The 22,497-nt window shown below is 70.7% G+C and carries 19 protein-coding genes; 11 read left to right on the top strand and 8 right to left on the bottom strand.

Annotated features, from left to right (window positions below):
* The first annotated feature begins 386 nt into the window (after nt 1-386).
* Nucleotides 387-1,634 carry an MFS transporter gene (locus tag VSH64_RS32670; RefSeq protein ID WP_326838090.1) on the top strand — a complete coding sequence of 416 codons (1,248 nt, stop codon included), beginning with the start codon at nt 387-389 and terminating at the stop codon, nt 1,632-1,634.
* Here the strand turns inward: VSH64_RS32670 and moeA are convergent.
* Nucleotides 1,588-2,793, bottom strand: coding sequence for a molybdopterin molybdotransferase MoeA (gene moeA, locus VSH64_RS32665; RefSeq protein ID WP_326566592.1), 1,206 nt, complete (start codon nt 2,791-2,793; stop codon nt 1,588-1,590). The genes VSH64_RS32670 and moeA overlap by 47 nt on opposite strands.
* A gap of 75 nt (nt 2,794-2,868) precedes the next feature.
* Here moeA and VSH64_RS32660 point away from each other — a divergent pair, with 75 nt between their 5' ends.
* The 7 genes from VSH64_RS32660 (at nt 2,869) to groL (ending at nt 10,916) form a co-directional block, all read left to right on the top strand.
* On the top strand, nt 2,869-3,546 hold the full coding sequence (locus tag VSH64_RS32660; protein WP_326566591.1) for a TIGR00266 family protein: 678 nt from the start codon (nt 2,869-2,871) through the stop codon (nt 3,544-3,546).
* 1 nt (nt 3,547) lies between these two features.
* A complete protein-coding gene (locus VSH64_RS32655) occupies nt 3,548-4,159 on the top strand; it encodes an AIM24 family protein (RefSeq protein ID WP_326566590.1) in 612 nt (203 codons plus the stop codon).
* A gap of 101 nt (nt 4,160-4,260) precedes the next feature.
* On the top strand, nt 4,261-4,467 hold the full coding sequence (locus tag VSH64_RS32650) for a cold-shock protein (protein ID WP_204093028.1): 207 nt from the start codon (nt 4,261-4,263) through the stop codon (nt 4,465-4,467).
* 69 nt (nt 4,468-4,536) lie between these two features.
* Complete coding sequence (locus tag VSH64_RS32645; protein WP_326566589.1) at nt 4,537-6,204, top strand: serine/threonine protein kinase; 1,668 nt, start codon at nt 4,537-4,539, stop codon at nt 6,202-6,204.
* A 78-nt stretch (nt 6,205-6,282) separates the two neighbouring features.
* Entirely contained in the window at nt 6,283-8,082 is a 1,800-nt protein-coding gene (locus tag VSH64_RS32640; RefSeq protein WP_326566588.1) for an alkyl/aryl-sulfatase, read from the top strand.
* A 250-nt stretch (nt 8,083-8,332) separates the two neighbouring features.
* Nucleotides 8,333-8,902, top strand: a complete 570-nt coding sequence (locus VSH64_RS32635; RefSeq protein WP_326566587.1) for an AAA family ATPase — start codon at nt 8,333-8,335, stop codon at nt 8,900-8,902.
* A 385-nt stretch (nt 8,903-9,287) separates the two neighbouring features.
* Nucleotides 9,288-10,916, top strand: a complete 1,629-nt coding sequence (gene groL, locus VSH64_RS32630) for a chaperonin GroEL (protein ID WP_326566586.1) — start codon at nt 9,288-9,290, stop codon at nt 10,914-10,916.
* Nucleotides 10,917-10,988: 72 nt separating this feature from the next.
* Here groL and VSH64_RS32625 read toward each other — a convergent pair whose 3' ends face one another.
* Complete coding sequence (locus VSH64_RS32625) at nt 10,989-11,732, bottom strand: class I SAM-dependent methyltransferase (protein ID WP_326566585.1); 744 nt, start codon at nt 11,730-11,732, stop codon at nt 10,989-10,991.
* Nucleotides 11,733-11,966: 234 nt separating this feature from the next.
* Nucleotides 11,967-12,182 carry a PspC domain-containing protein gene (locus tag VSH64_RS32620; protein WP_326566584.1) on the bottom strand — a complete coding sequence of 72 codons (216 nt, stop codon included), beginning with the start codon at nt 12,180-12,182 and terminating at the stop codon, nt 11,967-11,969.
* Between the two features lie 135 nt (nt 12,183-12,317).
* Here VSH64_RS32620 and VSH64_RS32615 point away from each other — a divergent pair, with 135 nt between their 5' ends.
* On the top strand, nt 12,318-13,073 hold the full coding sequence (locus tag VSH64_RS32615; protein ID WP_326566583.1) for a nucleotidyltransferase domain-containing protein: 756 nt from the start codon (nt 12,318-12,320) through the stop codon (nt 13,071-13,073).
* A gap of 1 nt (nt 13,074) precedes the next feature.
* Here VSH64_RS32615 and VSH64_RS32610 read toward each other — a convergent pair whose 3' ends face one another.
* On the bottom strand, nt 13,075-14,010 hold the full coding sequence (locus tag VSH64_RS32610; protein ID WP_326566582.1) for an o-succinylbenzoate synthase: 936 nt from the start codon (nt 14,008-14,010) through the stop codon (nt 13,075-13,077).
* A gap of 64 nt (nt 14,011-14,074) precedes the next feature.
* Between VSH64_RS32610 and VSH64_RS32605 the strand changes: the two genes are divergently transcribed.
* A complete protein-coding gene (locus VSH64_RS32605; protein WP_326566581.1) occupies nt 14,075-16,816 on the top strand; it encodes an AfsR/SARP family transcriptional regulator in 2,742 nt (913 codons plus the stop codon).
* A 195-nt stretch (nt 16,817-17,011) separates the two neighbouring features.
* Here the strand turns inward: VSH64_RS32605 and VSH64_RS32600 are convergent, their stop codons facing one another.
* The 3 genes from VSH64_RS32600 to VSH64_RS32590 form a co-directional block, all read right to left on the bottom strand.
* On the bottom strand, nt 17,012-17,857 hold the full coding sequence (locus VSH64_RS32600; RefSeq protein ID WP_326566580.1) for a DUF72 domain-containing protein: 846 nt from the start codon (nt 17,855-17,857) through the stop codon (nt 17,012-17,014).
* 133 nt (nt 17,858-17,990) lie between these two features.
* Nucleotides 17,991-18,752 (bottom strand): DUF4253 domain-containing protein, encoded by a 762-nt coding sequence (locus tag VSH64_RS32595; RefSeq protein ID WP_326566579.1) that lies wholly within the window; start codon nt 18,750-18,752, stop codon nt 17,991-17,993.
* A 294-nt stretch (nt 18,753-19,046) separates the two neighbouring features.
* Entirely contained in the window at nt 19,047-20,693 is a 1,647-nt protein-coding gene (locus VSH64_RS32590; protein ID WP_326566578.1) for a DNA repair helicase XPB, read from the bottom strand.
* Nucleotides 20,694-20,784: 91 nt separating this feature from the next.
* Between VSH64_RS32590 and VSH64_RS32585 the strand changes: the two genes are divergently transcribed.
* Complete coding sequence (locus VSH64_RS32585; protein ID WP_326566577.1) at nt 20,785-21,405, top strand: LppU/SCO3897 family protein; 621 nt, start codon at nt 20,785-20,787, stop codon at nt 21,403-21,405.
* Here the strand turns inward: VSH64_RS32585 and VSH64_RS32580 are convergent.
* Nucleotides 21,402-22,367 carry an ABC transporter substrate-binding protein gene (locus VSH64_RS32580; protein WP_326566576.1) on the bottom strand — a complete coding sequence of 322 codons (966 nt, stop codon included), beginning with the start codon at nt 22,365-22,367 and terminating at the stop codon, nt 21,402-21,404. The genes VSH64_RS32585 and VSH64_RS32580 overlap by 4 nt on opposite strands.
* Between the last annotated feature and the right edge of the window lie 130 nt (nt 22,368-22,497).

Here is a 22,497-nt window from a genome sequence, read left to right as displayed (position 1 = left end):
CGGCAGGCCCGACGGTCCGACCGGTTCAGCCGTCTCGGCAAGCGCAGCCGGTCCTCGGGGGCGCAGCCGGTCCGAGGGGTTCAGCCGGTTCGGCAGGTGCAGGTAGTCCGACAAGTTCGGGTTGCCGGCACGCCCACCCCACCCGGCCAAGTCTGACCAACTCGGCTGACCCCGCCGGCTCACCGAACAGCCGCCCTCGCACTCTCGCTCGTCAAAGCGGAAGCGTTCCCACCTGCCCTCAGCAAAGCCCGCTGCGCGACACCCCAGAGCAAGCACCATCCTCGGCTGCCCGTGATCCGCTCAGTGCCCGAGGCCAAGAGGCCAAGCGACAAAGACGTTCCCCAACCACCCCCATCCACACAAAGGCGGGCAGCCGCGTGTCCGAACTGACCCCGAAGAGGCTCAGCCGCGATTTCCACCTTCTCTGGGCCGGCGAATCCGTCAGCATGCTCGGCAGCGCAGTAGCCGGCACCGCCCTCCCGCTGGTAGCCGTCGTCGGGCTCAACGCCTCAACCTTCGAAGTGGCCCTCCTCACCGCGGTCGCCTGGCTGCCATGGCTACTGGTCGGCCTCCCCGCCGGCGCCTGGGTCGACCGGATCCGCAAACGGCCCGTCATGGCCACCTGCAACGCCATCTCCATGCTCGTCTTCGCGAGCGTCCCGGTAGCGCAGCTCGCGGGGATCCTCACCATCCAGTACCTGCTCGCCGCGGCGGCGGCCGGCGGGATCGCGAAGGTCTTCTTCTCCGTCGCCTACCGCAGTTACCTCACGGCCATTGTGGACAGAGACCATCTGCTCAAAGCCAACACCCGCCTCCTCGGCAGCGAATCCGTCGCCCAGGTCGGTGGCCCGGGGCTGGCCGGGGTGCTGGCGGCCGCGTTCGGTCCGGTAACCGGTGTCCTCGCCGACGCCCTGAGCTTCGGCGTCTCCGCACTTTGCCTCGCCGGAATCCGGACCAGAGAAAAGCAGCCCGCCAAAACGCACCACACCAAACTCGGCACCCAAGTAGCCGACGGCCTGAGATTCGTCAGAAGTGACCCCTACCTCCGCGTCCTCGTGCTCTTCGGCGCGACCTCCAACCTCGCCCTCAACGGTTACGCCTCGATCCAAGTCGTCTTCCTCGCCCGGAACCTGAACGCCGACGTCACCACCATCGGCGTCGTTCTCGCGCTGACCGAAATAGGCGGCATAGGAGGCGCCCTGTTCGTCCAAAAGCTCGCGAAACGAGCCGGCACCGCCCGCGCGTTCCTGCTCTGCGAGGTCCTCGCCGCGCCGGTGATGCTGGTCGGCCCGCTGGGCGGGCTCACCTTGTTCATCGCGGCCGGCGCGGCGGTGACGGCGGGGCTGGTGGGGTCCAATGTGCTCACCGGGACGTTCCGCCAGAGCTATTGCCCACCGGAGCTGTTCGGGCGCATCACGGCGAGCTCGGCCGTGGTCAACTACGGCACGATCCCGCTGGGCGGCCTGCTCGGCGGCCTACTGGGTGAAGCGCTGGGTGTGCGGGAAACCATGGTGCTCATGGGCGCCGTGCAGCTCGCGGCGCTGGGCATCCTGCTGAAGAGCCCGCTGCGCCGCCACCGGGACTTCCCTACAGCAGCAGCACGTCCACTTCCGTCCCTTCCGGGACGTCGCTGACGCCCTCCGGCAGCACGATCAGGCAGTTGGCCTGCGTGAACGCCGCCAGCAGGTGCGAGCCCGGCCCACCGCGCGGGCCGACGACGCCGGTCACCTCGCCCTCGGTGGGGGTGTAGAAGCCGCGGCGGAACTGGCGGCGTGAGCTGGGCGAGGACATGGCTTCCGAAAGCCGGGCGCGCACGCGGCGGCGGTCGACGGCGGTGTGGCCCATGGCGGACAGCAGGGCCGGGCGCAGGAAGGCCTCGAACGACACCAGCACGCTCACCGGGTTGCCCGGCAGCGTCACCACGGGCACGCCGTTCCAGTGCCCGTTGCCCTGCGGCCCGCCGGGCTGGATGGCGATCTTCTGGAACTGCACGCCCTGGCCCGTCAGCGCGTCCTTGACCACCTCGTACGCACCGGCGCTGACCCCGCCCGAGGTCACCAGGAGGTCGGCGTCCGCCAGCTTCGGTTCGATGATCTTGCGGAACTCCTCGACGTCGTCGACCACGCTGCGCACCACGTCGACGCGGCAGCCCAGCCCGCGCAGCGCGGCGGCGAGCATCACGCTGTTGGACTCGTAGATCTGCCCGTGCCGCAACGGGTTGGGCGCCTCGACGAGCTCGGTGCCGGTCGACACCACGAGCACCGACAGCGGCCGGTACACGGCCACCTCGGCCAGGCCGACGGCCGCGGCCAGGCCGAGCTGCGCGTGACCGAGCACGGTGCCCGCGTGCAGCGCGACCACGCCGAGCTCCACGTCCTCGCCGGTGCGCCGCACGTGGTTGCCCGGAGCCGGGGCCTTGGTGATCCGCACGGTCTCGGTGCCGGCGTCGGTGTCCTCGACCATCACGATCGCGTCGGCGCCCGGCGGCATCGGCGCGCCGGTCATGATGCGGTGCGCGGTGCCCGGCTCGAGCGGCGCGACGTCCACGCGCCCGGCCGGGATGTCGTCGGCCACGGGCAGCGTCACGGGGGACTCGGGTCCCGCTTCGGCGACGTCGGCCGCGCGCACGGCGTAGCCGTCCATCGCGGAGTTGTCGAACGGCGGCAGCGACACCCCCGCGTGCACGTCGGCGGCCACGACGAGACCGGCGGCGTCGGCGAGGGGCAGGGTGGTCACGGGAGTCCGGCCGAGCAGCTCGGTCACGGACTCGCGGTAGGCGTCGACGGAGATCACGCGGACCATCCTCCCCCTCACGCGCGGGCGTGCAACACTCTCCCGCGGCAAGAGTCGGGGATCAGGGGAGTTCTGATGCAGGTGCAGGTCCGTCATCAGCCGGCGTTCGCCGTCGCGCGGCTGGAGCTCGCGCCGGGGGAACCCGTGCAGGTCGAGTCAGGCGCGATGATGGCCACGAGCTACGGCGTCACCGTCCAGTCGCAGTCCCAGGGCGGGATCATGAAGGGCCTGAGCCGCTCGCTCCTGGGCGGTGAGTCCTTTTTCATCTCCACCTTCACCGCACCGCAGAACGGCGGCTGGGTCGACATCGCGGCCAATCTGCCCGGCGACATCCAGACGCTGACCCTCGACGGCCGCACCGGCTGGTGCATCACGCGCGGCAGCTGGCTCGCCTCTTCGCACGGCGTGCAGACCGAGACGCGCTGGGGCGGCTTCAAGAACCTGGTCGGCGGCGAGGGCGGCTTCCTGTCGCACGCCACGGGCCAGGGCCAGGTGCTGGTCGCCTGCTACGGCGCGCTCGACGTGGTCACGCTGCAGCCCGGCGAGACGATCACCATCGACACCGGCCACGTGGTGGCCTACGCCGACACCGTGCAGTACCAGCTCCGCAAGGTCTCGCAGGGCGTGATCCAGTCGATGAAGAGCGGCGAGGGATTCGTGTTCGACTTCGCCGGCCCCGGCCAGGTGCTCACGCAGACGCGCAACCCGTCGGCGCTGATCAGCTGGATCCTGTCGCACGTCCCCTCCCGCTGACATGCGCGTCCACACGAGGCACACGCCGAACTTCGGCGTCGCGCGAGTGCACCTCGCGCCGGGAGAGGCCGTGCAGTCGGCTTCGGACACGATGCTGGCCACCAGCTTCGGCGTGCGCGAAGGCGCGCCGGCGGGCTCGCGCAAACCGGGCGTTTCCGTGTTCACCGCGCCAGGGGAAGGCGGCTGGGTCGACCTGGCGCCCCTCGGGCCCGGCGACGTCTACCCGCTGGAGCTCACGGGCAACACCGGCTGGTCGGTGCACCGCGAAGCCGTGCTCGCGCGGCCGGCTTCGGTCCGCCTCGACCAGACGTGGGCGCCGTTGCAGCAGCTCTTCGGCGCCGACGCCGGCTTCCTCGACCACTACAGCGGCACCGGTCCGCTCGTGCTCACGGCGCCGGGCCCGGTCGACTCGTTCGAGCTCTCGGCCGGTGAGCTGGTGACCGTGCGGCCCGACTACGTGCTGGCCTACCCGGACACGCTGCAGTGCCGGTTGCGCGCGGTCGACCCGAGCGGCCCGCAGTCGCTGCGCACCGGCGAAGGTCTGGTCCTCGATTTCGCCGGACCGGGCACCGTTCTCGTGCAAGCGCGCAACAGGCGGGTTTCGCGGGGCTGACGAATCTGCGAATCAACCATTGCCGAAGGGCGTAATTCCGGTAGCGTGAACTGCACTTCCAGCCGCTACGGACAGCGGATCTTGTCCTGAGGGAGGGCGCCGTGGCTGTCGGCACCGTCAAATGGTTCAACTCGGAAAAGGGCTACGGGTTCATCGAATCGGCCGAAGGGCCCGATGTGTTCGTGCACTATTCGGCGATCCAGGCCGAAGGATTCCGGACGCTCGACGAAGGTGACCGGGTCGAGTTCGAGGTCCAGTCCGGTCGCGACGGGCGCAGTCAGGCCGCGGACGTCCGCAAGGTCTCCTGATTCCGGGGCAGCCGACCGGTTGGGCGAACCGCCCATCGCTGCGGAATGCAGCGCGTTAAGCTGCGCAGCGTGACAGGCGATGTGTCGGGGGACCTCACCGGTCGCCGGCTGGGCAACTACCGCATCGACTCGGTGCTCGGCAAGGGCGGCATGAGCGTGACCTACCAGGCCACCGACGTGCGGCTCGGCCGGAAGGTGGCGCTGAAGGTCATCGGCGACCACCTGGGCACCGACGCCGAGTTCCGCGAGCGGTTCGTGGACGAAGCCCGCAACACGTCCGCGATCGACCACGCCAACGTCGTGCCGCTGTACGACTTCGGCGAGCTCGAAGGCATGCTCTACATCGCCATGCGCATGGTCGACGGCGGCGACCTCGCCGGCCTGATCTCCGCGGGCCCGATCGCGCCCGCGCGCGCCCTGGCGCTGCTCGACCAGGTCGCCGACGCGCTCGACACCCTGCACAACCGCGGCCTCGTGCACCTCGACGTGAAGCCGGCCAACGTGCTGGTCACCAGCAAGGAAACCTCCCGCGAGCACGTGTACGTCGCCGACTTCGGCCTCACCCGCCGCGGCGCCACCGGCCACCGCACGCGCGGCGGCGACTTCCTGGGCTCCCCGACGTACGCCGCGCCCGAGCACCTGCGCGGCGAGCCGCTCGACGGGCGCACCGACCAGTACGCGCTCACCTGCGTGCTCTACGCGTGCCTCACCGGCACCCCGCCGTTCAAGGGCGACGTGCCCACGGTGATCAAGGGCCACCTCAACGGCGAGCCGCCTTCGGTTTCGCACGTGGTGGGCCTGCCGGCCGCCCTCGACGACGTGATCCGCAAGGGCATGGCCAAGAACCCGGCCGATCGTTACCCCAACTGCGTGGCGATGGTCGCCGCGGCTCGCGTGGCGCTGGGACCGATGGCAACGTCGGACACGCCACCGGGCCCGCCGGGTTCGGCGACGATCCAAAACGGACTGGCTGGACTGGGTGTCCAGGGCTCGCCGTCCGGCCAGAGCGCGCACGGCGCTCAGGGGGAGGGAGCCGTCATGCAGCCCTTCGGACAGCAGCCGGGGTACGGCCAGGGCGGGGCGCAGGGCCCGGGTCCCGATCCGGCGCAAGCGCAGTGGTCAGGACCTGGCGGACAGAACGGACCGGGACAGAACGGACCAGGGCCAGGACAGAACGGACCAGGACAGGGCGCACCCGGCAACCACGGCGGCCCGCAAGGTCCCGGTGGCTGGTCCGGCGCCCCGCAGAACCCGGGCCAGCCCCACGGCCTCCCACCCCAAGTCCCGCCGCCCGGCTACGGCTACCCCGGGATGCCGCCCCAAGCCCCGGGACCCCAGAACCGCGGTCCGCAAGGACCCCCCGGCCCGCCGCCCGGCTACGGCGGCTACCCGAACCAGCAGCAGGGTTATCCCGGCATGCACCCGGGTTACGGCCCGCCCGGCGACCCGATGCGGCTGCGCCCGCCGTCACCCGCGGGTGGGGCCGGTGCGTTCCAGCAATCGCGCGGCGGCGGGGCGAAGTGGCTGTGGATCGGCCTCGGCGTGGTCGTGCTGGCCGGCCTGATCGTCGGCGCGATCTTCCTCTTCGGCGGCGACGACAGCAGTGGCGGCGGTGGCACGACCACGCCCACGACCGCGCCGAACATCCCCGTCGGTCCCGGCACCGGGGGTACGCAGTCCGGGGCGCCGTCGTTCAAGCCGCCGCCGGCGTCGATCCCGATCCAGCCCAGCCGCTGAACCTCATCCGCCGGAGGTGACCACCCGCCGCGGCGGCTGTGGTCGACTCGCCCGGAGACCACGGGTGAGGGAGCGGGCATGGATTTCGCCGACCGGCAGGACTTCGACGACGCCGCGCGCGGGTTCGTCGCCACGCTCGATCCCGTCACCATCACCGGCGCGGACGGCCGTACGGTGTTCGACCTGCGCCCGTACGCCTACCTCGACGGCGACTGCCCGGACACGGTGAACCCGAGCCTGTGGCGGCAGGCGCAGTTGTGCCGCACCAACGGGTTGTTCGAGGTGACCGAAGGCATCTACCAGGTGCGCGGGTTCGACATTTCCAACATCACCTTCGTCGAGGGCGAAACCGGCGTGGTCGTGATCGACCCGCTGATCTCCGCCGAGTGCGCGGCGGCCGCGATCAGGCTCTACCGCGCGCACCGCGGCGAGCGTCCGGTGACCGCCGTGATCTACACGCACTCGCACGTCGACCACTTCGGCGGCGTGCGGGGTGTGCTGCCCGACGGCGCGGGCGACGTGCCGATCCTCGCGCCGGCGGGGTTCCTCGAGGACGCCGTGGCCGAGAACGTGTACGCGGGCACGGCGATGAGCCGGCGGGCCACCTACATGTACGGCATCAACCTCGAAGCGGGCACCACCGGCCAGGTCAGCGGTGGCCTCGGCATCACCACCTCCACCGGCACGATCGGGCTGCTCGCGCCGACCGTCGACATCACCGCGACCGGCCAGGAGGAGGTGCTCGACGGTGTGCGCGTGGTCTTCCAGCTCACGCCCGGCACCGAGGCGCCGGCCGAGATGAACTTCCACTTCCCCGATCACCGCGCGCTGTGCCTGGCCGAGAACGCCACGCACAACCTGCACAACCTCCTCACGCTGCGCGGCGCGCTGGTGCGCGACCCGCGGGTGTGGGCGCACTACCTCGACGAGGCGATCGAGTTGTTCGGCGCCACCACCGACGTCGCGTTCGCCTCGCACCACTGGCCCACCTGGGACCCCGTGCGCGTGGTGAAGTTCCTTTCGCAGCAACGAGATCTCTACGCCTACCTCCACGACCAGACCCTGCGCCGGCTCAACCAGGGCGCCACCGGCGTGGAGATCGCCGAGGACTTCGCGCTGCCGCCGGAGCTGGACAACGCGTGGCACGCGCGCGGCTACTACGGCTCGGTGAGCCACAACGTGAAGGCGATCTACCAGCGTTACCTCGGCTGGTTCGACGGCCACCCCACGTCGCTGTGGCAGCACCCGCCGCAGGCATTGGCCACGCGGTACGTCGACGCGCTCGGCGGCGTCACCGCCGTGCTCGCCAAGGCACAGGACTACGCCGACGCCGGCGACTTCCGCTTCGCCGCCGAACTCCTCAAGCACGCGGTGTTCACCGAACCCGGCAACACCGACGCCAAGAACGCGCTCGCCGACGTCTACCAGCGCCTCGCCTACGGCGCCGAGAACCCGACGTGGCGCAACTTCTACCTCGCCGGCGCCCTCGAACTGCGCAAGGGCATCACGCCACCCCCGATGGACGTCGGCGGCGGCATGACCGCCGCGCTCACCGTCGAGCAGCTCTTCGACTCCCTCGCCATCCGCGTCGACGGGCCCCGCGCCGCCGCCGTACGGCTCACCATCGAGTGGCACTTCACCGACCTCGCCACCACGATCCGCACCGCGCTGTCCAACGGCGCACTGATCCAGACCCCCGCCCCGACCTCGCGGGCGACGGTCGACCTCGGCGTCACGCTCACCCGGGACCAGCTGCTCGGCCTGCTGACCGGCGGCGACCTGGCGAGCGTCGAGCACACCGGCGACCCCGCCGCCCTCGGCCGTCTGCTGGCCCTCCTGGACGCCGACGACCCGGGCTTCGCGATCGTGACGCCGTGACGAACGTGGCTCACTGACCTGCGATCGCCGGCTTTCCCGTCCCCGCAGGATCGGCCGTCCGCTATGGTCGCGGCATGTGTTGCTGTGCGCCCACGACGACAACCGCCGTTTAGCGGCGGTACCGCGGTAACCGCGGCCATTACCTGTCTCTCGTGCGGGGCAGTGTCATGACGTACCGCCGGATCAGTGTCCTGCCGGCAGCCACTCGAATTCCTGTGCTGCCGGGCCATCCTGCCTGATCAGGGAAGTCATGTCCCAGTCACAGCATTTCGAGTCACCGCACCCGCGGGCCGCCACCCTGTTCCTGATGGTCGGGCTCCCCGGAGCGGGGAAAACCACCCGTGCCCGAGAGCTCGCCACCACCCATCGTGCGTTGCGGCTGACCCCGGATCACTGGATGAACCCGCTGTTCGGTGATTCGATGGCCGACGGCAAGCGCTGGGTGCTCGAAGGGCGGCTCATCTCGGTCGCCCTCCAGGCGCTGCGTCTGGGGTCCAGCGTCGTGCTCGACTTCGGGCTCTGGAGCCGCGACGAACGGTCGGCACTGCGCTGGCTCGCCCGAACGACCGGGGCCGCGTGCCAGGTGGTCTACCTGCCCGTGGACAAGCACGTCCAGCTCGCCCGGATCGCGCACCGCCAGGAAACGACCCCACACCGGACGTTCCCGATGAGCGAGGCCGACCTGGATGCCTGGCGGGAGCGGTTCGAGGTGCCGGACGCGGCCGAGCTCGACGGCGGCGAGATCCCCGCCCCACCGGCGGGCCGGCCGGGCTGGCTGGAGTGGGCGGTGGACACGTGGCCCACGTGCACCGACGGCTGACCCGGACGGCCCTCCGGCCTGGAAGCAGCCACCGGGCCTGACGCGGACCAGCCACGGAGCACCTGGCACAGCGGTCGATCCCAGGCTCGCCGACGGGTGACCTTGACCGGCGAGATCAGCCGCCACTGACCTGCGGTTCTTGCACTCTCCCCCTAGGAGTGCTAAACACGGCATTGGCACTCGACGCCGTTGAGTGCCAAGCGTGCGGTCACCGACTGCGCGCTTGAAGGTCGGGACGGTGAGGCTGGCCCCAGGTCAGTCGTCCGTCGCGGGCACCGAGCCTGGCCGAGGACGTGTCCTGCTGCCGCCGCTGACAGTTTTGAGCTGAGACGCTCGAGATGACACAGCGCGGCGGTGGCGCCCAATACCGGAGGACCACACCGCAATGGCCAAACTGATCGCGTTCGACGAGGACGCCCGCCGCGGTCTCGAGCGCGGCCTCAACACCCTCGCCGAAGCCGTCAAGGTGACCCTCGGCCCGCGTGGCCGCAACGTCGTGCTCGAAAAGAAGTGGGGCGCGCCGACGATCACCAACGACGGTGTCTCCATCGCCAAGGAGATCGAGCTCGAGGACCCGTGGGAGAAGATCGGGGCCGAGCTCGTCAAGGAAGTTGCCAAGAAGACCGACGACGTCGCGGGTGACGGCACCACCACCGCCACCGTGCTCGCCCAGGCGCTCGTGCGCGAGGGTCTGCGCAACGTCGCCGCGGGTGCCGACCCGATCAGCCTGAAGCGCGGCATCGAGGCGGCCGTCGAGGCCATCACCGAGCAGCTGCACAAGATGGCCGTCCAGATCGAGACCAAGGAGCAGATCGCTGCTACCGCCTCGATCTCGGCCGCTGACCGCACCATCGGCGAGCTGATCGCCGAGGCGCTGGACAAGGTCGGCAAGGAAGGCGTCGTCACCGTCGAGGAGAGCAACACCTTCGGTCTCGAGCTCGAGCTCACCGAGGGCATGCGCTTCGACAAGGGCTACGTGTCGGGTTACTTCGTGACCGACCCGGAGCGCCAGGAAGCCGAGCTGGAGGACCCCTACATCCTCCTCTTCGGTTCCAAGATCTCGAACGTCAAGGACGTTCTGCCGCTGCTGGAGAAGGTCATCCAGTCCGGCAAGCCGCTGCTGATCATCGCCGAGGACGTCGAGGGCGAAGCCCTGGCCACCCTGGTCGTCAACAAGATCCGCGGCACCTTCAAGTCCGTCGCCGTCAAGGCCCCGGGCTTCGGTGACCGCCGCAAGGCCATCCTGCAGGACATCGCGATCCTGTCCGGTGGCCAGGTGATCTCGGAGGACGTCGGCCTCAAGCTGGAGAACGCGGACCTGTCGCTGCTGGGCCGCGCCCGCAAGGCCGTGATCACGCGCGACGAGACCACGATCGTCGAGGGTGCGGGCGACGCCGACCAGATCCAGGGTCGCGTCAACCAGATCCGCGCGGAGATCGAGAACTCGGACTCCGACTACGACCGTGAGAAGCTGCAGGAGCGCCTCGCGAAGCTGGCCGGCGGCGTCGCCGTCATCAAGGCCGGTGCCGCGACGGAGGTCGAGCTCAAGGAGCGCAAGCACCGCATCGAGGACGCGGTGCGCAACGCCAAGGCCGCCGTGGAAGAGGGCATCGTCGCCGGTGGTGGCGTGGCTCTGATCCAGGCCGCCGAGGCTGCCTTCGCGGGCCTGAAGCTCGAGGGCGACGAGGCCACTGGTGCCAACATCGTCAAGGTCGCCGTCGAGGCGCCGCTGAAGCAGATCGCCATCAACGCCGGCCTCGAGGGCGGCGTCGTGGCGGAGAAGGTCAAGTCCCTCCCGCAGGGTCACGGCCTCAACGCTGCCACCGGTGTCTACGAGGACCTGCTCGCCGCCGGCGTGCCGGACCCCACGAAGGTCACCCGCTCCGCGCTCCAGAACGCCGCCTCCATCGCGGCGCTGTTCCTGACCACCGAGGCTGTCGTGGCGGACAAGCCGGAGAAGGCTTCCGCCGCTCCGGCCGACCCGTCCGGTGGCATGGGCGGCATGGACTTCTGAGTTCGGCTGCAGTGCGACGCTAGATCCGGAAAAGCCCGGTCCACTTCGGTGGGCCGGGCTTTTTCTTTGCTGTCACGCGGTTTCCCAGACGGACACGTGCTTCGTGCTGTCCGCGGTGAACTCCGCGCGATCCCAGTCCGTCCAGCGGTGCTTCAGGCGCAGGCCGGCGAGGCGGGCCATGAGGTCCAGCTCGGCCGGCCAGGCGTAGCGGAAGGGGATCCGGCGGAACCGGCCGGAGCCGTCCGGGGACACGGTGACGTGGTTCGAGGTGAACTCCTGCGTGACGACGTCGTACTCGTCGAAGCCGACGTAACCGTCGGTCCGCGACAGCGCGAACGGCACCACGCTCTGCCCCGGCGGCAGCCGCCGCAGATCCGGCACGCCGACCTCGACGAGGAATCGTCCACCCGGTCGGAGATGCGCGGCCGCATTGCGGAAGACGTCGACCTGACCGTCTTGAGTGGTCACGTTGTTGATGGTGTTGAAGACCAGGTAGACCAAGGAGAACTGACCGGGTACGCGCGTGGTGGTCATGTCGCCGATCGTCACGTCGACCCGCTCGCCGCCCGGCTTGCTCGCGATCCGCGCGGCCATCGCCCGGCTCAGTTCGAGGCCGCTCACCGGCACGCCGCGCGCGGCCAGGGGCGCGGCGATGCGGCCGGTGCCGACGGCGAACTCGAGGACCGGGCCGTCGGCGAGGCTTTCGAGCACGGCCACCGCCGGCGTCACGGCTTCGGGCGCGTTGGCGCCGCCCGGATCGTCGTAGCTCGTGGCCACGCTCTCGGGGAACCAGCCGTCCGCGGGGTTGTCCACCATGCTCGCCGACGCTACGCGCGGGGCCGGTCGGTGCTCACCTCATTTTCGCACGGCAGTCTCTTGTGGACACACGAAAAAGCCCAGGCGCTCCCCGCGCCCGGGCTCTCCCGTTCTCCCCCTTGGTGGTGCCACCCCGTTCCCCCTGCACGGTGTTCCCCGACACCGTGTCCCCCAGCACGGTGCTCCCCGACACCGTGTCGCCTGGTAGCGCGGCCCTCCCCGGCCGCGACCAGGTCAGGCGGTGGCTTCGGGCGTCAGCACGGCCGCGGCGAGGTAGATCGGCAGCACGATGCCGGCCGAGAGCACGGTGGCGGCCACCACGGCGATGCGGACCATCGTCGGGTCGGCGCCGAGGTAGTCGGCCCAGCCTCCGCACACCCCGGTGAACATCCGGTCGGTGCGGCTGCGGAAGAGCTTCTTGGTCTCCGGGGTGTACACGCTGTTCGTCATGCCATGAATACTGCTCCGCCGCAGGTCGGGGCACATCGGGGAACGGCCCGGAGACCGACCCTGGACTCCGACCCCGAGACGGCCTCAGGGAAATTCGGATGCTCGCGCGCCGAGCCGCCCGGTACAACTTCCGGCGTGGACCACGACAGCGCCGAACTCGCCGACCGCGGCACCATCCTGCGTTGCCAGGTGGGTTCCGCGGTGTTCGGCACGTCCGTCGACGGTCAGGGGGACCGCGACGAGATGGGGCTGTGCGTGGAGCCGCCGGAGTACGTCGCGGGGTTGCGGCGCTTCGAGCAGTACGTGTTCCGCACTCAGCCCGAGGGAGTGCGGTCCGGGCCGGGTGACCTCGACCTGATCGTGTACTCGCTGCGCAAGTGGATGCGGCTCGCGTTGGGCGGGAACCCGACGGTGCTGCTGCCGCTTTTCGTGCCGGAGAACGAGATCGTGCGGATCACCGACGCCGGGCGCGAGCTGCGCGCCAACGCCGACCGGTTCGTCTCACAGCGGGCCGGGGCGAAGTTCGCCGGTTACCTGCAGAGCCAGCGGCGCCGGCTGGTCGAGGGCACCGTGAACGTCACGCGGCCGGAGCTGGTCGAGGCGTACGGCTTCGACACGAAGTACGCGATGCACATGGTGCGGCTCGGCGTGCAGGGCGTGGAGCTGCTCAAAACGGGGCGGTTGACGCTGCCGATGGCCGAGCCGTGGCGCACGTGGTTGCGCGACCTGCGGCGTGGCCGGCATTCGCGGGACGACGCGCTGGCGGCGGCCGGTGAGCTCGAACGTGAGCTGGCCGGGCTCGTCGCGGGTGCGTCGCCGCTGCCGGCGGGCCCCGACGAGGATTGGGCCGACGAGTTCCTCGTGCGGTCCCACCTGGCGTACTGGGCGTGAGTCAGCGCAGTGCGTGCACGCGTTCGTAGCGGGCGCGCCACGCCTGCGCCACGTCGGGCTCGGCGGCGAAGTCCTCGAAGCGGTCGGGGGCGGGAGCCTGCTTCAGGACCGGGAGATAACCGTCCACAGGGGACAGCGACGCGGAGGTGACATCGCCCGCCAGCAAGGACATCGTGCCAAGGCCGCAGGCGAAGTCGAGCTGGGGCAGGGCGCCGGCGAGGGCCAGGCCGGCGGCGAGGCCCACGCTGGTTTCGACCGCGGACGACACGACACACGGCAGCCCGCACGCCTCGGCCACCTCCAGCGCGCGGCGCACCCCGCCGAGCGGCGCGACCTTGAGCACGGCGATGTCGGCGGCGCCGGCCACGGCGACCTTGAGCGGGTCTTCGGCGCGGCGGATCGACTCGTCGGCGGCGATGCGCACGGACACCCGCCGGCGCACGGCCGCCAGTTCCTCGATGGTGCGGCACGGCTGTTCGGCGTACTCGAGGCCGCCGGCCGCCTTGTCGAGGTCGGCGAGGGCGGTCACGGCCGTGTCGACGTCCCAGGCCATGTTGGCGTCCACGCGGATCGCGCCACCCGGGCCGAGGGCGTCGCGCACGGCTTCGAGGCGGGCGCAGTCTTCGGCGAGGGTCGAGCGCTTGTCGGCGACCTTCACCTTCGCCGTGCGGCAGCCCGACGCCAGGACCAGTGCGTGGGCGCGGTCCGCCGGCACGACGGGGACGGTGGTGTTGACCTCGACACGTTCCCGCACCGGCGCCGGCCAGCCGCGCTCGCTCGCCTCGAGCGCGCTCGCCAGCCACGGCGCGCTCTCGACGTCCGAATAGTCCGCGAACGGGCAGAATTCACCCCAGCCGGCGGGTCCTTCGAGCAGGACGCCTTCACGGACGGTGATGTCCCGGAACCGGTTGTGCAGGGGCAGCGCGTAGACCTTCATCACCGCAGATCATGCCACTCGTTACGCACGTGCCGATCGGGCGGCGACCGGCCAGAATGAGAGCGTGGACGGCCTCGACTTCCGGGTGCTCGGCCCGGCCGAGGTCGTGGCCGGGGGCCGCGCCGTGCCGTTGGGTGGCAGCCGGCCGTTGATCGTGCTGGCCGGGCTGCTGCTGCGGGTGAACCGCGTGGTGTCCGTGGCCGAGCTCGGCCGGTGGCTGTGGGAAGACGACCAGCGCCGCTCGAAGGGCGCGCTCCAGACGTATGTGCTGCGGCTGCGGCGCGCGCTGGGCGAGGGTGTTGTGATTCGCACAGAACGTGGTGGTTATCTGCTGGAGCTTGATCCTTCGGTCACGGATCTCGGTCGTTTTCGCGCACTCGCGGCGCGCGGGAGGACAGCGTTCGAACAAGGTGAACACCGGCGGGCCGCGGCGTTGTTCGCCGACGCGCTCGCGGAGTGGCGCGGGCCGGCGTTGCAGAACGTGGAGTCCGACGCCCTGCACCTCGACGAGGCCGGTCAGCTCGCGGAGGAGCGCACGCGCGTGCGTGAGCTGTGGGCCGACGCGTTGATCGCGGTCGGCGAGTTCGGCACCGTGGTGCCGGAGCTCACGCGGCTGACCAGGGAACACCCGTTGCGGGAGCGGTTGCACGAGCAGCTCGTGCTCGCGTTGTTCCATTCCGGCCGACAGGCCGAGGCGCTCGAGGTGTACCGGCGGATCGGCGCGGTGCTGGCCGACGAGCTGGGCCTCGACCCCGGCGCCGGGCTGCAGCGCGTGCACCGGCTGGTGCTGGGTGGGGCGCCGTACCAGCCGGCCGTGGAGCCGCAGGTGCCGCACCAGCTGCCGGCCGACCTCGGGGCGTTCGCCGGACGTGAGGCGGACTTGAAAGCTCTGCGCGCGCTCGTGCCGGCCGACGACAGCACATCCACGCCCATCGCCTCGGTGGAAGGCATGGGCGGGATGGGAAAAACCACGCTGTCCGTCCACTTCGCACACGAGGTCGTGGATCGGTTCCCGGGTGGGCAGGTGTTCCTGAACCTGCGCGGCTACGGTCCCGGTGATCCGGTGGAACCGTTGGCGGCCCTGGAGACTTTGCTGTCCTCACTGGGGGTTCCGGGTGAGCAGATTCCGGCCGAGGTGGACAGCCGGGCCGCGCTGTGGCGCACGCACACGGCCGGGCGCCGGGTGCTCGTGGTGCTGGACAACGCGAACAGCACCGAGCAGGTCCGCGCGCTGCTGCCGGGCCCGGGGTGCCTGGTCGTGGTCACGAGCCGTTGGCAGCTGCGTGGGCTCGTCGCGACGCACGGCGCGCGGCGGATCGCGCTCGAGGAGCTGGACGAGGCGGGTGCGGTCGAGCTGCTGGCTTCGGCGATCGGCGTCGACCGGGTCAACGCCGATCCCGCGGCCACGTCACGATTCGTCGAGTACTGCGGCGGGCTGCCGTTGGCGATCCGGATCCTGGCCGTGCGAGCAGCGCAGTTCCCGGACCTGCCGATCGGGTCCTTTGTGGATTCGCTGGCCGGGTTCGATCGGCTCGGGCTGTTCGATCTCGGCGACGGTGACGACACGAACGTCCGGGCGGTGTTTTCGTACTCGTACCGGGCGTTGCCGGGCGAGGCTGGGAGGTTGTTGCGGCTGCTCGGGTTGCTGCCTGGCCCGGACGTGACACCGGCTGTCGCCGAGGTGCTGCTGGGTTCACCGCCGGGGCCGGCGTTGGACGCGCTCGTGTCGGCGCACCTGCTCACGCAGCCGCAGCCGGGGCGCTATCAGTTCCACGACCTGATCCGGGCCTACGCGGCTGAGCTTTCGTACCATGTGGACAGTGCGGAGGACTCGACGGCGGCGCGGCTGCGGTTGTTGGATTTCTACCTCTTTTCGGCGTTCAACGCTTCACGCGCGATGCGGCCCGACCGGATCTACGGTTCGCTGGAGCTGAGCGGTGATGGTGGATTGACGTTCGCCGATTACCACGCGGGTCTGGCGTGGTTCGCCGAGGAGTACGGCAACCTGGTGGCGGTGGTGCACCTGGCGTTCCGGCTGCGGGCGTACCCGCACTGCTGGAAGCTCACTTGGCTGATGTTCACGTATTTCGCCGGCCGCGCCCGCGTGGACGACTGGCGGGCGCTCAACGAACTCGCTCTGCGTGGCACGCGGATCTCCGGTGATCGGGGCGGCGAGGCGGGGATCCTCAACTGCCTCGGGGTGATCGACGGCGTCGTGCGTGATTACGCTTCGGCGCGGCGGAACCTGCAGCAGGCGCTGGCGCTGCAACGCGAACTCGGCTCCCGCGAGGGTGCGGCGCGGGCGCTGTACAACCTCGCGATGGCGGCTGATTCGCCGGCCGAGTTCCCCGCCGCTCTGGCTCACGGCACCGAGGCGCTGGAGATCGTGCGTGACCTGCGGCTCCCGGGTTTCGAGGCCAACGTGCTGCGGGCCCTCGGCGATTTGTGTTGTGACTTCGGGGATTTCCCGCGCGCCTTGTCTCTGGCCGACGAGGCCCTAAAGCTGGCTCCCACTCCGCGTGACGGCCGGTTCTCCCTGGTGACGCGCGCCAAGGCGCTGCTCGGGCTCGGCCGTTCGGCGGAGGGCATCGAGTGCATGTCCGACGCGGTCGACATGTTCTTCTCGCTCGACGAGCACTACGAAGCCGCCGACGTGCTGGCCCGGCTGGGCACGGCGCACCAGCGACTCGGCCACCCCGCCGCCGCGCGCGATTGCTGGCTGCGTTCCGTCCGCCTTCTCACGGACCTGTCTCATCCCGATGCGGCGACTGTGCGAGCGAAGCTCGCCGCGATGGTCTCGGGCTGAGCTGCTGCTGTTGCGGCAGGGTGCCGTTGGGCGGGGCAAGGGTTCCGGTCAGCGGGGAAGGTGCCGGGACCGAGTTACCGAGACTGAGCTACCGAGACAACAGGGTGCGGTGGTCTGCGTGCCGACCCCCAGAGACAGCAGGCGGACCACCTGCACCCGTACGCCCCAGCCAAGCGGACGGCGCTCACTGCGCGCTCACTGTGCCGGCGGCGGCTCGAGATCCAGGAGGTGGGTGAGGGTGATCGCGTTGCGGGGCGCTTCGACTTTCACGTCGTTGTCGAAGTAGACGTGGACGTCGCGGTGGCCGTCGGCGTGCCAGGCCTTGATCTTGGTGGCCCAGGCGCGGAGGGCTGATTCGGTGTAGCCGCTGGTGTAGAGCTCGACGTCGCCGTGGAGGCGCACGTAGGTGAAGTCCGTGGTCTGGTCCTCGCGGTAGGGCCAGCGGCCGGCGGTGTCGGCGACGACCAGGGCGACCTGGTACCGGCGAAGCAGGTCGAGCGCTTCGGGGGTGACGAAGCTGGGGTGGCGCACCTCGAGCGCGTGGCGCACCGGCCGGTTCCTGCCGGGTTCGAGGTAGGGCGGGGTCTTCAGCTTGTCGTCGTGCTTCGCGCCGAGGGCCGCGGCTTCGGTGGTGGTGCGCGGCAGCAGGTCGAGGAACGTCTCGACGCGGTCGGGGTCGAACTCGAGCCGCGCGGGCAGCTGCCACAGCACCGGCCCCAGTTTTTCGCCGAGCGCCAGGATCCCGGACGCGAAGAAGTTGGCGACCGCGGGCTCGACGTCACGCAGCTGCTTGAGGTGCGTGATGAACCGCCCGCCCTTCACCGCGAACACGAACTCGGCCGGCGTCTGCTCGGCCCAGGCGCGGTAGCGCTCGGGTGTCTGCAGGGAGTAGAAGGCGCCGTTGAGCTCCACGGAGTTCAACCGCTGCGACAGGTACTCCAGCTCGCGGCGCTGCGCGAGCCCCTCGGGGTAGAACTCGCGGCGCCACGGCGGATACCGCCACCCCGACGTGCCGATCCGGATCGTGGCGACCTCCCTCACCCCCTTCTTCCGCGACGTGATTCCCCTCGGCCCATTGCGATAAACCCGCTCGCGCAGCCGCCGGCCGGACAGCCGCACCACACTTCGGGACACGCGACCCAATCGAGCGGACATGTGTCTCACGTCCTCGGCGTCAGGCCCACGAGAAGTTCCACAGGCGTGTTTGCACGAGGCCGCTCGCGTATTCGCGCAGCGTGCCGGGCTGGGAGAGGTACGTGGGGAGGCTGAAGGACCGGTGCTCCGCCGCCACGGTGAACGCGCGCGCCAGCGTGCGCGGCGGCGCGGAGACCGACAGCGTGAGTGAGTCGAAGCCCAGGGAGATCAGCGTGGCGCCGAAGCGGTCCTCCCAGCTGCGCAGCACGGCCGACAGCTCCGCGACGCGATCGGTGGACTTGATCATGCCCGTCCAGCCGAGCAGCGCCGGGATGTCGGCGGGCCGAGCGGTCTGGACCAGGCCGAGGCGGTGCGCACCGCGGGTGGCCAGGATCGACCCGGTGTTGCCCGCCTCCGCGAGCGGATCGGCCCGCCGGTGCGTGCGGCGCGCGAGCCCGGGGAAGCGGGCACCGAACGGCCGCAGGCACGCACCGTCGCAGCACGAGGTGTCCCACCAGCGCGCCAGCGCCTCCGCCGGGTCCACCGAGTCGACCCGGTGCCCCGCCGGCGCGAGGCGGCCGCGGTCGTCCAGCCAGTCTTCCCCGCGCGCCGCGAACCGCTGGTCGTGCGGGACCAGCACGGGCCACAGCCCGGAGCGCTCGAACTCCGCCACACACTCCAGATATCGGTGCGACCGCGCCAGCGGCTCCTCCGACACCCAGATGTGCCCGTGCCACCGCCCGGGCGGCAACGTCTGAACCGGCGGGGCCCCCGCGGCGGGGCGGAACGGTGCGATCGTCATGAGCTTCCCCTCGAACTGGTGTTCGGTCGTGCACATCGAACAGTAGTTCGAGGGACCGACAATTTCCAGGGGTTCACTCGATCATCCGTTCGAGTGAATCGAGGGAGGTGCTGGTCGGAGGGGGTTTTGTGGGGTGGGTGGGGTTCGAGTGGTGAAAGGGGTTGGTGCGGCGAACGGGTGAAGAGGGTGTCGAGTGCGAAGCCGCCCGGGCTGCCGGCCGGGCCCGCTTGACGCGACGGTCGGCCGACCGCCCGTCACAACAGACGGCCGGCGTCACCCCTCACGAGCGTCGACTCACAGCGGTCGACGCAGATCCTCCGCGTCGACGATGTGATACGCGTACCCCTGCTCCGCCAGGAACCGCTGCCGGTGCGCCGCGTACTCCGTGTCCACCGTGTCCCGCGACACGATCGAATAGAAGTGCGCCTGTCGCCCGTCGCCCTTGGGGCGCAGGAGGCGGCCGAGGCGCTGGGCTTCCTCCTGCCGGGAGCCGAACGTGCCCGAGATCTGGATGGCCACCGACGCCTCGGGGAGATCGATGGAGAAGTTCGCCACCTTCGACACCACCAGGGTCCGCAGCTCACCCCGGCGGAAGCGGTCGAACAGCTCTTCCCGCTCCTTGTTCCGCGTCGACCCCTGGATCACGGGCGCGTCGAGCTCCGCACCCAGCATTTCGAGCTGGTCGAGGTACGCGCCGATCACCAGGGTGGGCTCGCCGGCATGGCGCTCCACAATGGACTTGATCACGGGCGTCTTCGTCTCCGCCGTGGCGGCGAGCTTGTAGCGCTCGTCGGGTTCGGCGGTGGCGTAGGCGAGGCGCTCGGCGTCGGTGAGGGTCACGCGGACCTCGGTGCACTCGGCGGGCGCGATCCAGCCCTGGGCCTCGATGTCGCGCCACGGGACGTCGTAGCGTTTGGGGCCGATCAGGGAGAACACGTCGCCTTCGCGGCCGTCTTCGCGCACGAGCGTCGCGGTGAGGCCGAGGCGGCGGCGCGACTGCAGGTCGGCCGTCATCCGGAACACGGGCGCGGGCAGCAGGTGCACCTCGTCGTACACGACGAGGCCCCAGTCGCGGGAGTCGAAGAGCTCCAGGTGGCGGTATTCGCCCTTCGTCTTGCGGGTGACGACCTGGTAGGTGGCGATGGTGACCGGGCGGATTTCCTTCTTCTCGCCCGAGTACTCGCCGATCTCGTCTTCGGTGAGCGACGTGCGCGCCACGAGTTCGCGTTTCCACTGACGGCCCGCGACGGTGTTGGTGACCAGGATCAGCGTGGTGGCTTGCGCGTGGGCCATGGCCGCCGCGCCCACCAGGGTCTTGCCGGCGCCGCAGGGGAGCACGACGACGCCGGAGCCGCCGGCCCAGAAGGCCTCCGCCGCCTGGCGCTGGTAGTCGCGCAGCACCCAGTCGTCTTCCTCCAGCGCGATGGGGTGCGCTTCGCCGTCGACGTAGCCCGCGAGGTCTTCGGCGGGCCAGCCGACCTTCAGCAGGGCCTGCTTGAGCCGCCCGCGTTCGGACGGGTGCACGATCACCGTGTCGGGGTCGATGCGCGCGCCGAGCATCGGGCTGATCTTCTTGTGGCGCGACACCTCCTCCAGCACCGCGCGGTCGGTGGTCGACATCACCAGGCCGTGGGCCGGGTGGTTGGCGATCTGCAGCCGGCCGAAACGGCCCATCACGTCGACCACGTCGATCAGCAGCGGCTGCGGCACCGGGAAGCGCGAGTAGGTGGTGAGCGCGTCCACGACCTGCTCCGCGTCGTGCCCGGCGGCGCGCGCGTTCCACAACGCCAGGGGCGTGATCCGGTAGGTGTGCACGTGCTCGGGCGCGCGTTCCAGCTCGGCGAAGGGCGCGATCGCGATGCGCGCGTCGTTCGCCTGAGGGTTGTCGACCTCGAGCAGCACGGTCTTGTCGGACTGGACGATCAGGGGGCCATCAGTCACCCGTCCTTTATACGTTCTCCGCGAGGTGTCCCTCCCGCCGCGGCCACCAGGGTGCCAAGATGATCCGCAGGAAAAAGCCGGAGGGGGACCTTTGACCACACCACCGTTCGGCGCGCCGCCGGCCGCCAACCCGTTTCAGCCGCCGGGCGCCGTGCCGCCCCGGCCGGGCGCGCCCCGGCCGCTCTCGAGCACGGCGAAGGTGCTGATCGCGGCGGGAATCGTGGTGGCGCTCGGCGTCGGCGTGCTCGCGGCGTTCGGCGTGGGCGCGATTGCGCGCTCGTCCGGCACGCCGGTGGCCGGCAGCTGCCTCTACCTGTCCGAAGCGAGTGCCAGCACGCAGAGCTACCACGGCGTGGGCTGCTCGGAGCAGCGCGCCACCTACCGCGTCGACGACGTCGAAGGCGGCACGTCGAGCTGCCACGGCGGCGACTACGTGCGCTTCCAGCTCTTCCGCGGCGCCAGCCGCACCGGCACCCCGAGCCAGACGCTGTGCCTGGCGCTCAACGTGTCGTCGGGCGAATGCCTGCGCGACGTCGACGACGACGCCGAGATCAGCAAGGTCACCTGCAGCGACCCCGACGCCGAAGCCCGCGCCGTGGTGCACCAGGGTCAAAGCGACGAGGACTCCTGCGGCGCCGACGACGAGGTCCGCGTGTACAGCGGCCCGCCCGAGCGCACGGTGTGCCTGCAGCCCGCCGGCGAGAACATCTAGGGCTGGTCCTCCTCCGGCAGCATCGCCTGCACGTCGAGCCGGCTCGGGATGAGGCCGGAGGTGTGCATGAGGTCGGCCACGCGCTGCAGCCGGATCGCCGAGAGCGTGGTCGGGTAGGTGCCCAGCGAGATCAGCGCCGCGGTGGTCGGGTCGATGTCGGAGAACGTGGGCAGCGCGTCGCGGACGGTCGCCGGGTCGGCGGCCGCCTGCTGCGCCTGCATGAGCACGCGCCGGAACACGGCGAGCGTGCGCGGGTTGTCGCGCGCGAACGCGCCCGTGGTGGCGTAGGCCGAAGCCGGGAAGTCGAGCGTGGCGCCGCTGGACCCGTCGGCGAGGATCTGCGCGCCGAGCTCCTTCTCCGCCCGCGTGATGTACGGCTCCACCATCAGCGCGGCGTCGACCTCGCCGGCCTGCAGCGCGTCGGGCATCCGGTCGAACGGCTGGGGCACCAGGTGCACCTTCGCCGGGTCGACGCCCGCGGTCGCCAGCACCGACCGGGCCGTGAGCGCGCCGATGTCGTCGAGGTCGTCCACCGCGATCTTCGGCGACTTCTTGTCCGTCGGCTCGGTGTAGTCGGAGTTCGGCAGCGTCACGAGCGCGATGGTGTTGCTGCCTGAGGTGTACGCCTCGCCTTGCAGCTGCAGGGCCGTGCCGGCGTTGGCCGCGCGGAACATCGACACATCGCTGGCGAACGTCACGTCCAGCTGCCCGCCGGCGAGCTTCGCCAGCCCGTCCTCGGTGCCGAGGTCCACGAGCGTGACGTTGAGGCCCGCCTCGCGGAACTTCCCGGCGGCCGTCGCGACCCGCAGGGGAGCCGTGTCGATCGGTCCGCCGACGCCCACTCGCAGAGTGGTCCGTTCCACTGGCGCCGGCGCCGCCGCGTCACGCGAAGTGAACAGCGAACAGCCGCCGGTGGCCAGCAAGACCGCCACCAGCGGCAACACCAGTCTGCGCACGTTCATCCGCTCTCACCCACCGGGAGAATCTCCGCATCACGCTGGATCGTATGGGCCGCTGCCCATACGATCCCCGACAGGGCCGTGACCGCGCCAGTGCGGTTTCCCGATCCGATGGAGCCAACCTACTGTCGAG

This window comes from Amycolatopsis rhabdoformis (assembly GCF_035918295.1).
Taxonomy (GTDB): Bacteria; Actinomycetota; Actinomycetes; order Mycobacteriales; family Pseudonocardiaceae; genus Amycolatopsis; species Amycolatopsis rhabdoformis.
The sequence above is the reverse complement of the archived record's forward strand: the minus strand, read 5'-3'. Positions and strand labels throughout refer to the sequence as shown.

Coding starts and splice junctions, on each gene's coding strand:
- VSH64_RS32640 (WP_326566588.1), top strand. CDS start 6,283: ATGGATTTCGCCGACCGGCAGGACTTCGACGACGCCGCGCGCGGGTTC.
- VSH64_RS32660 (WP_326566591.1), top strand. CDS start 2,869: ATGCAGGTGCAGGTCCGTCATCAGCCGGCGTTCGCCGTCGCGCGGCTG.
- VSH64_RS32610 (WP_326566582.1), bottom strand. CDS start 14,010: ATGAAGGTCTACGCGCTGCCCCTGCACAACCGGTTCCGGGACATCACC.
- VSH64_RS32655 (WP_326566590.1), top strand. CDS start 3,548: ATGCGCGTCCACACGAGGCACACGCCGAACTTCGGCGTCGCGCGAGTG.
- VSH64_RS32625 (WP_326566585.1), bottom strand. CDS start 11,732: ATGGTGGACAACCCCGCGGACGGCTGGTTCCCCGAGAGCGTGGCCACG.
- VSH64_RS32595 (WP_326566579.1), bottom strand. CDS start 18,752: ATGACGATCGCACCGTTCCGCCCCGCCGCGGGGGCCCCGCCGGTTCAG.
- VSH64_RS32620 (WP_326566584.1), bottom strand. CDS start 12,182: ATGACGAACAGCGTGTACACCCCGGAGACCAAGAAGCTCTTCCGCAGC.
- VSH64_RS32580 (WP_326566576.1), bottom strand. CDS start 22,367: ATGAACGTGCGCAGACTGGTGTTGCCGCTGGTGGCGGTCTTGCTGGCC.
- groL (WP_326566586.1), top strand. CDS start 9,288: ATGGCCAAACTGATCGCGTTCGACGAGGACGCCCGCCGCGGTCTCGAG.
- VSH64_RS32635 (WP_326566587.1), top strand. CDS start 8,333: ATGTCCCAGTCACAGCATTTCGAGTCACCGCACCCGCGGGCCGCCACC.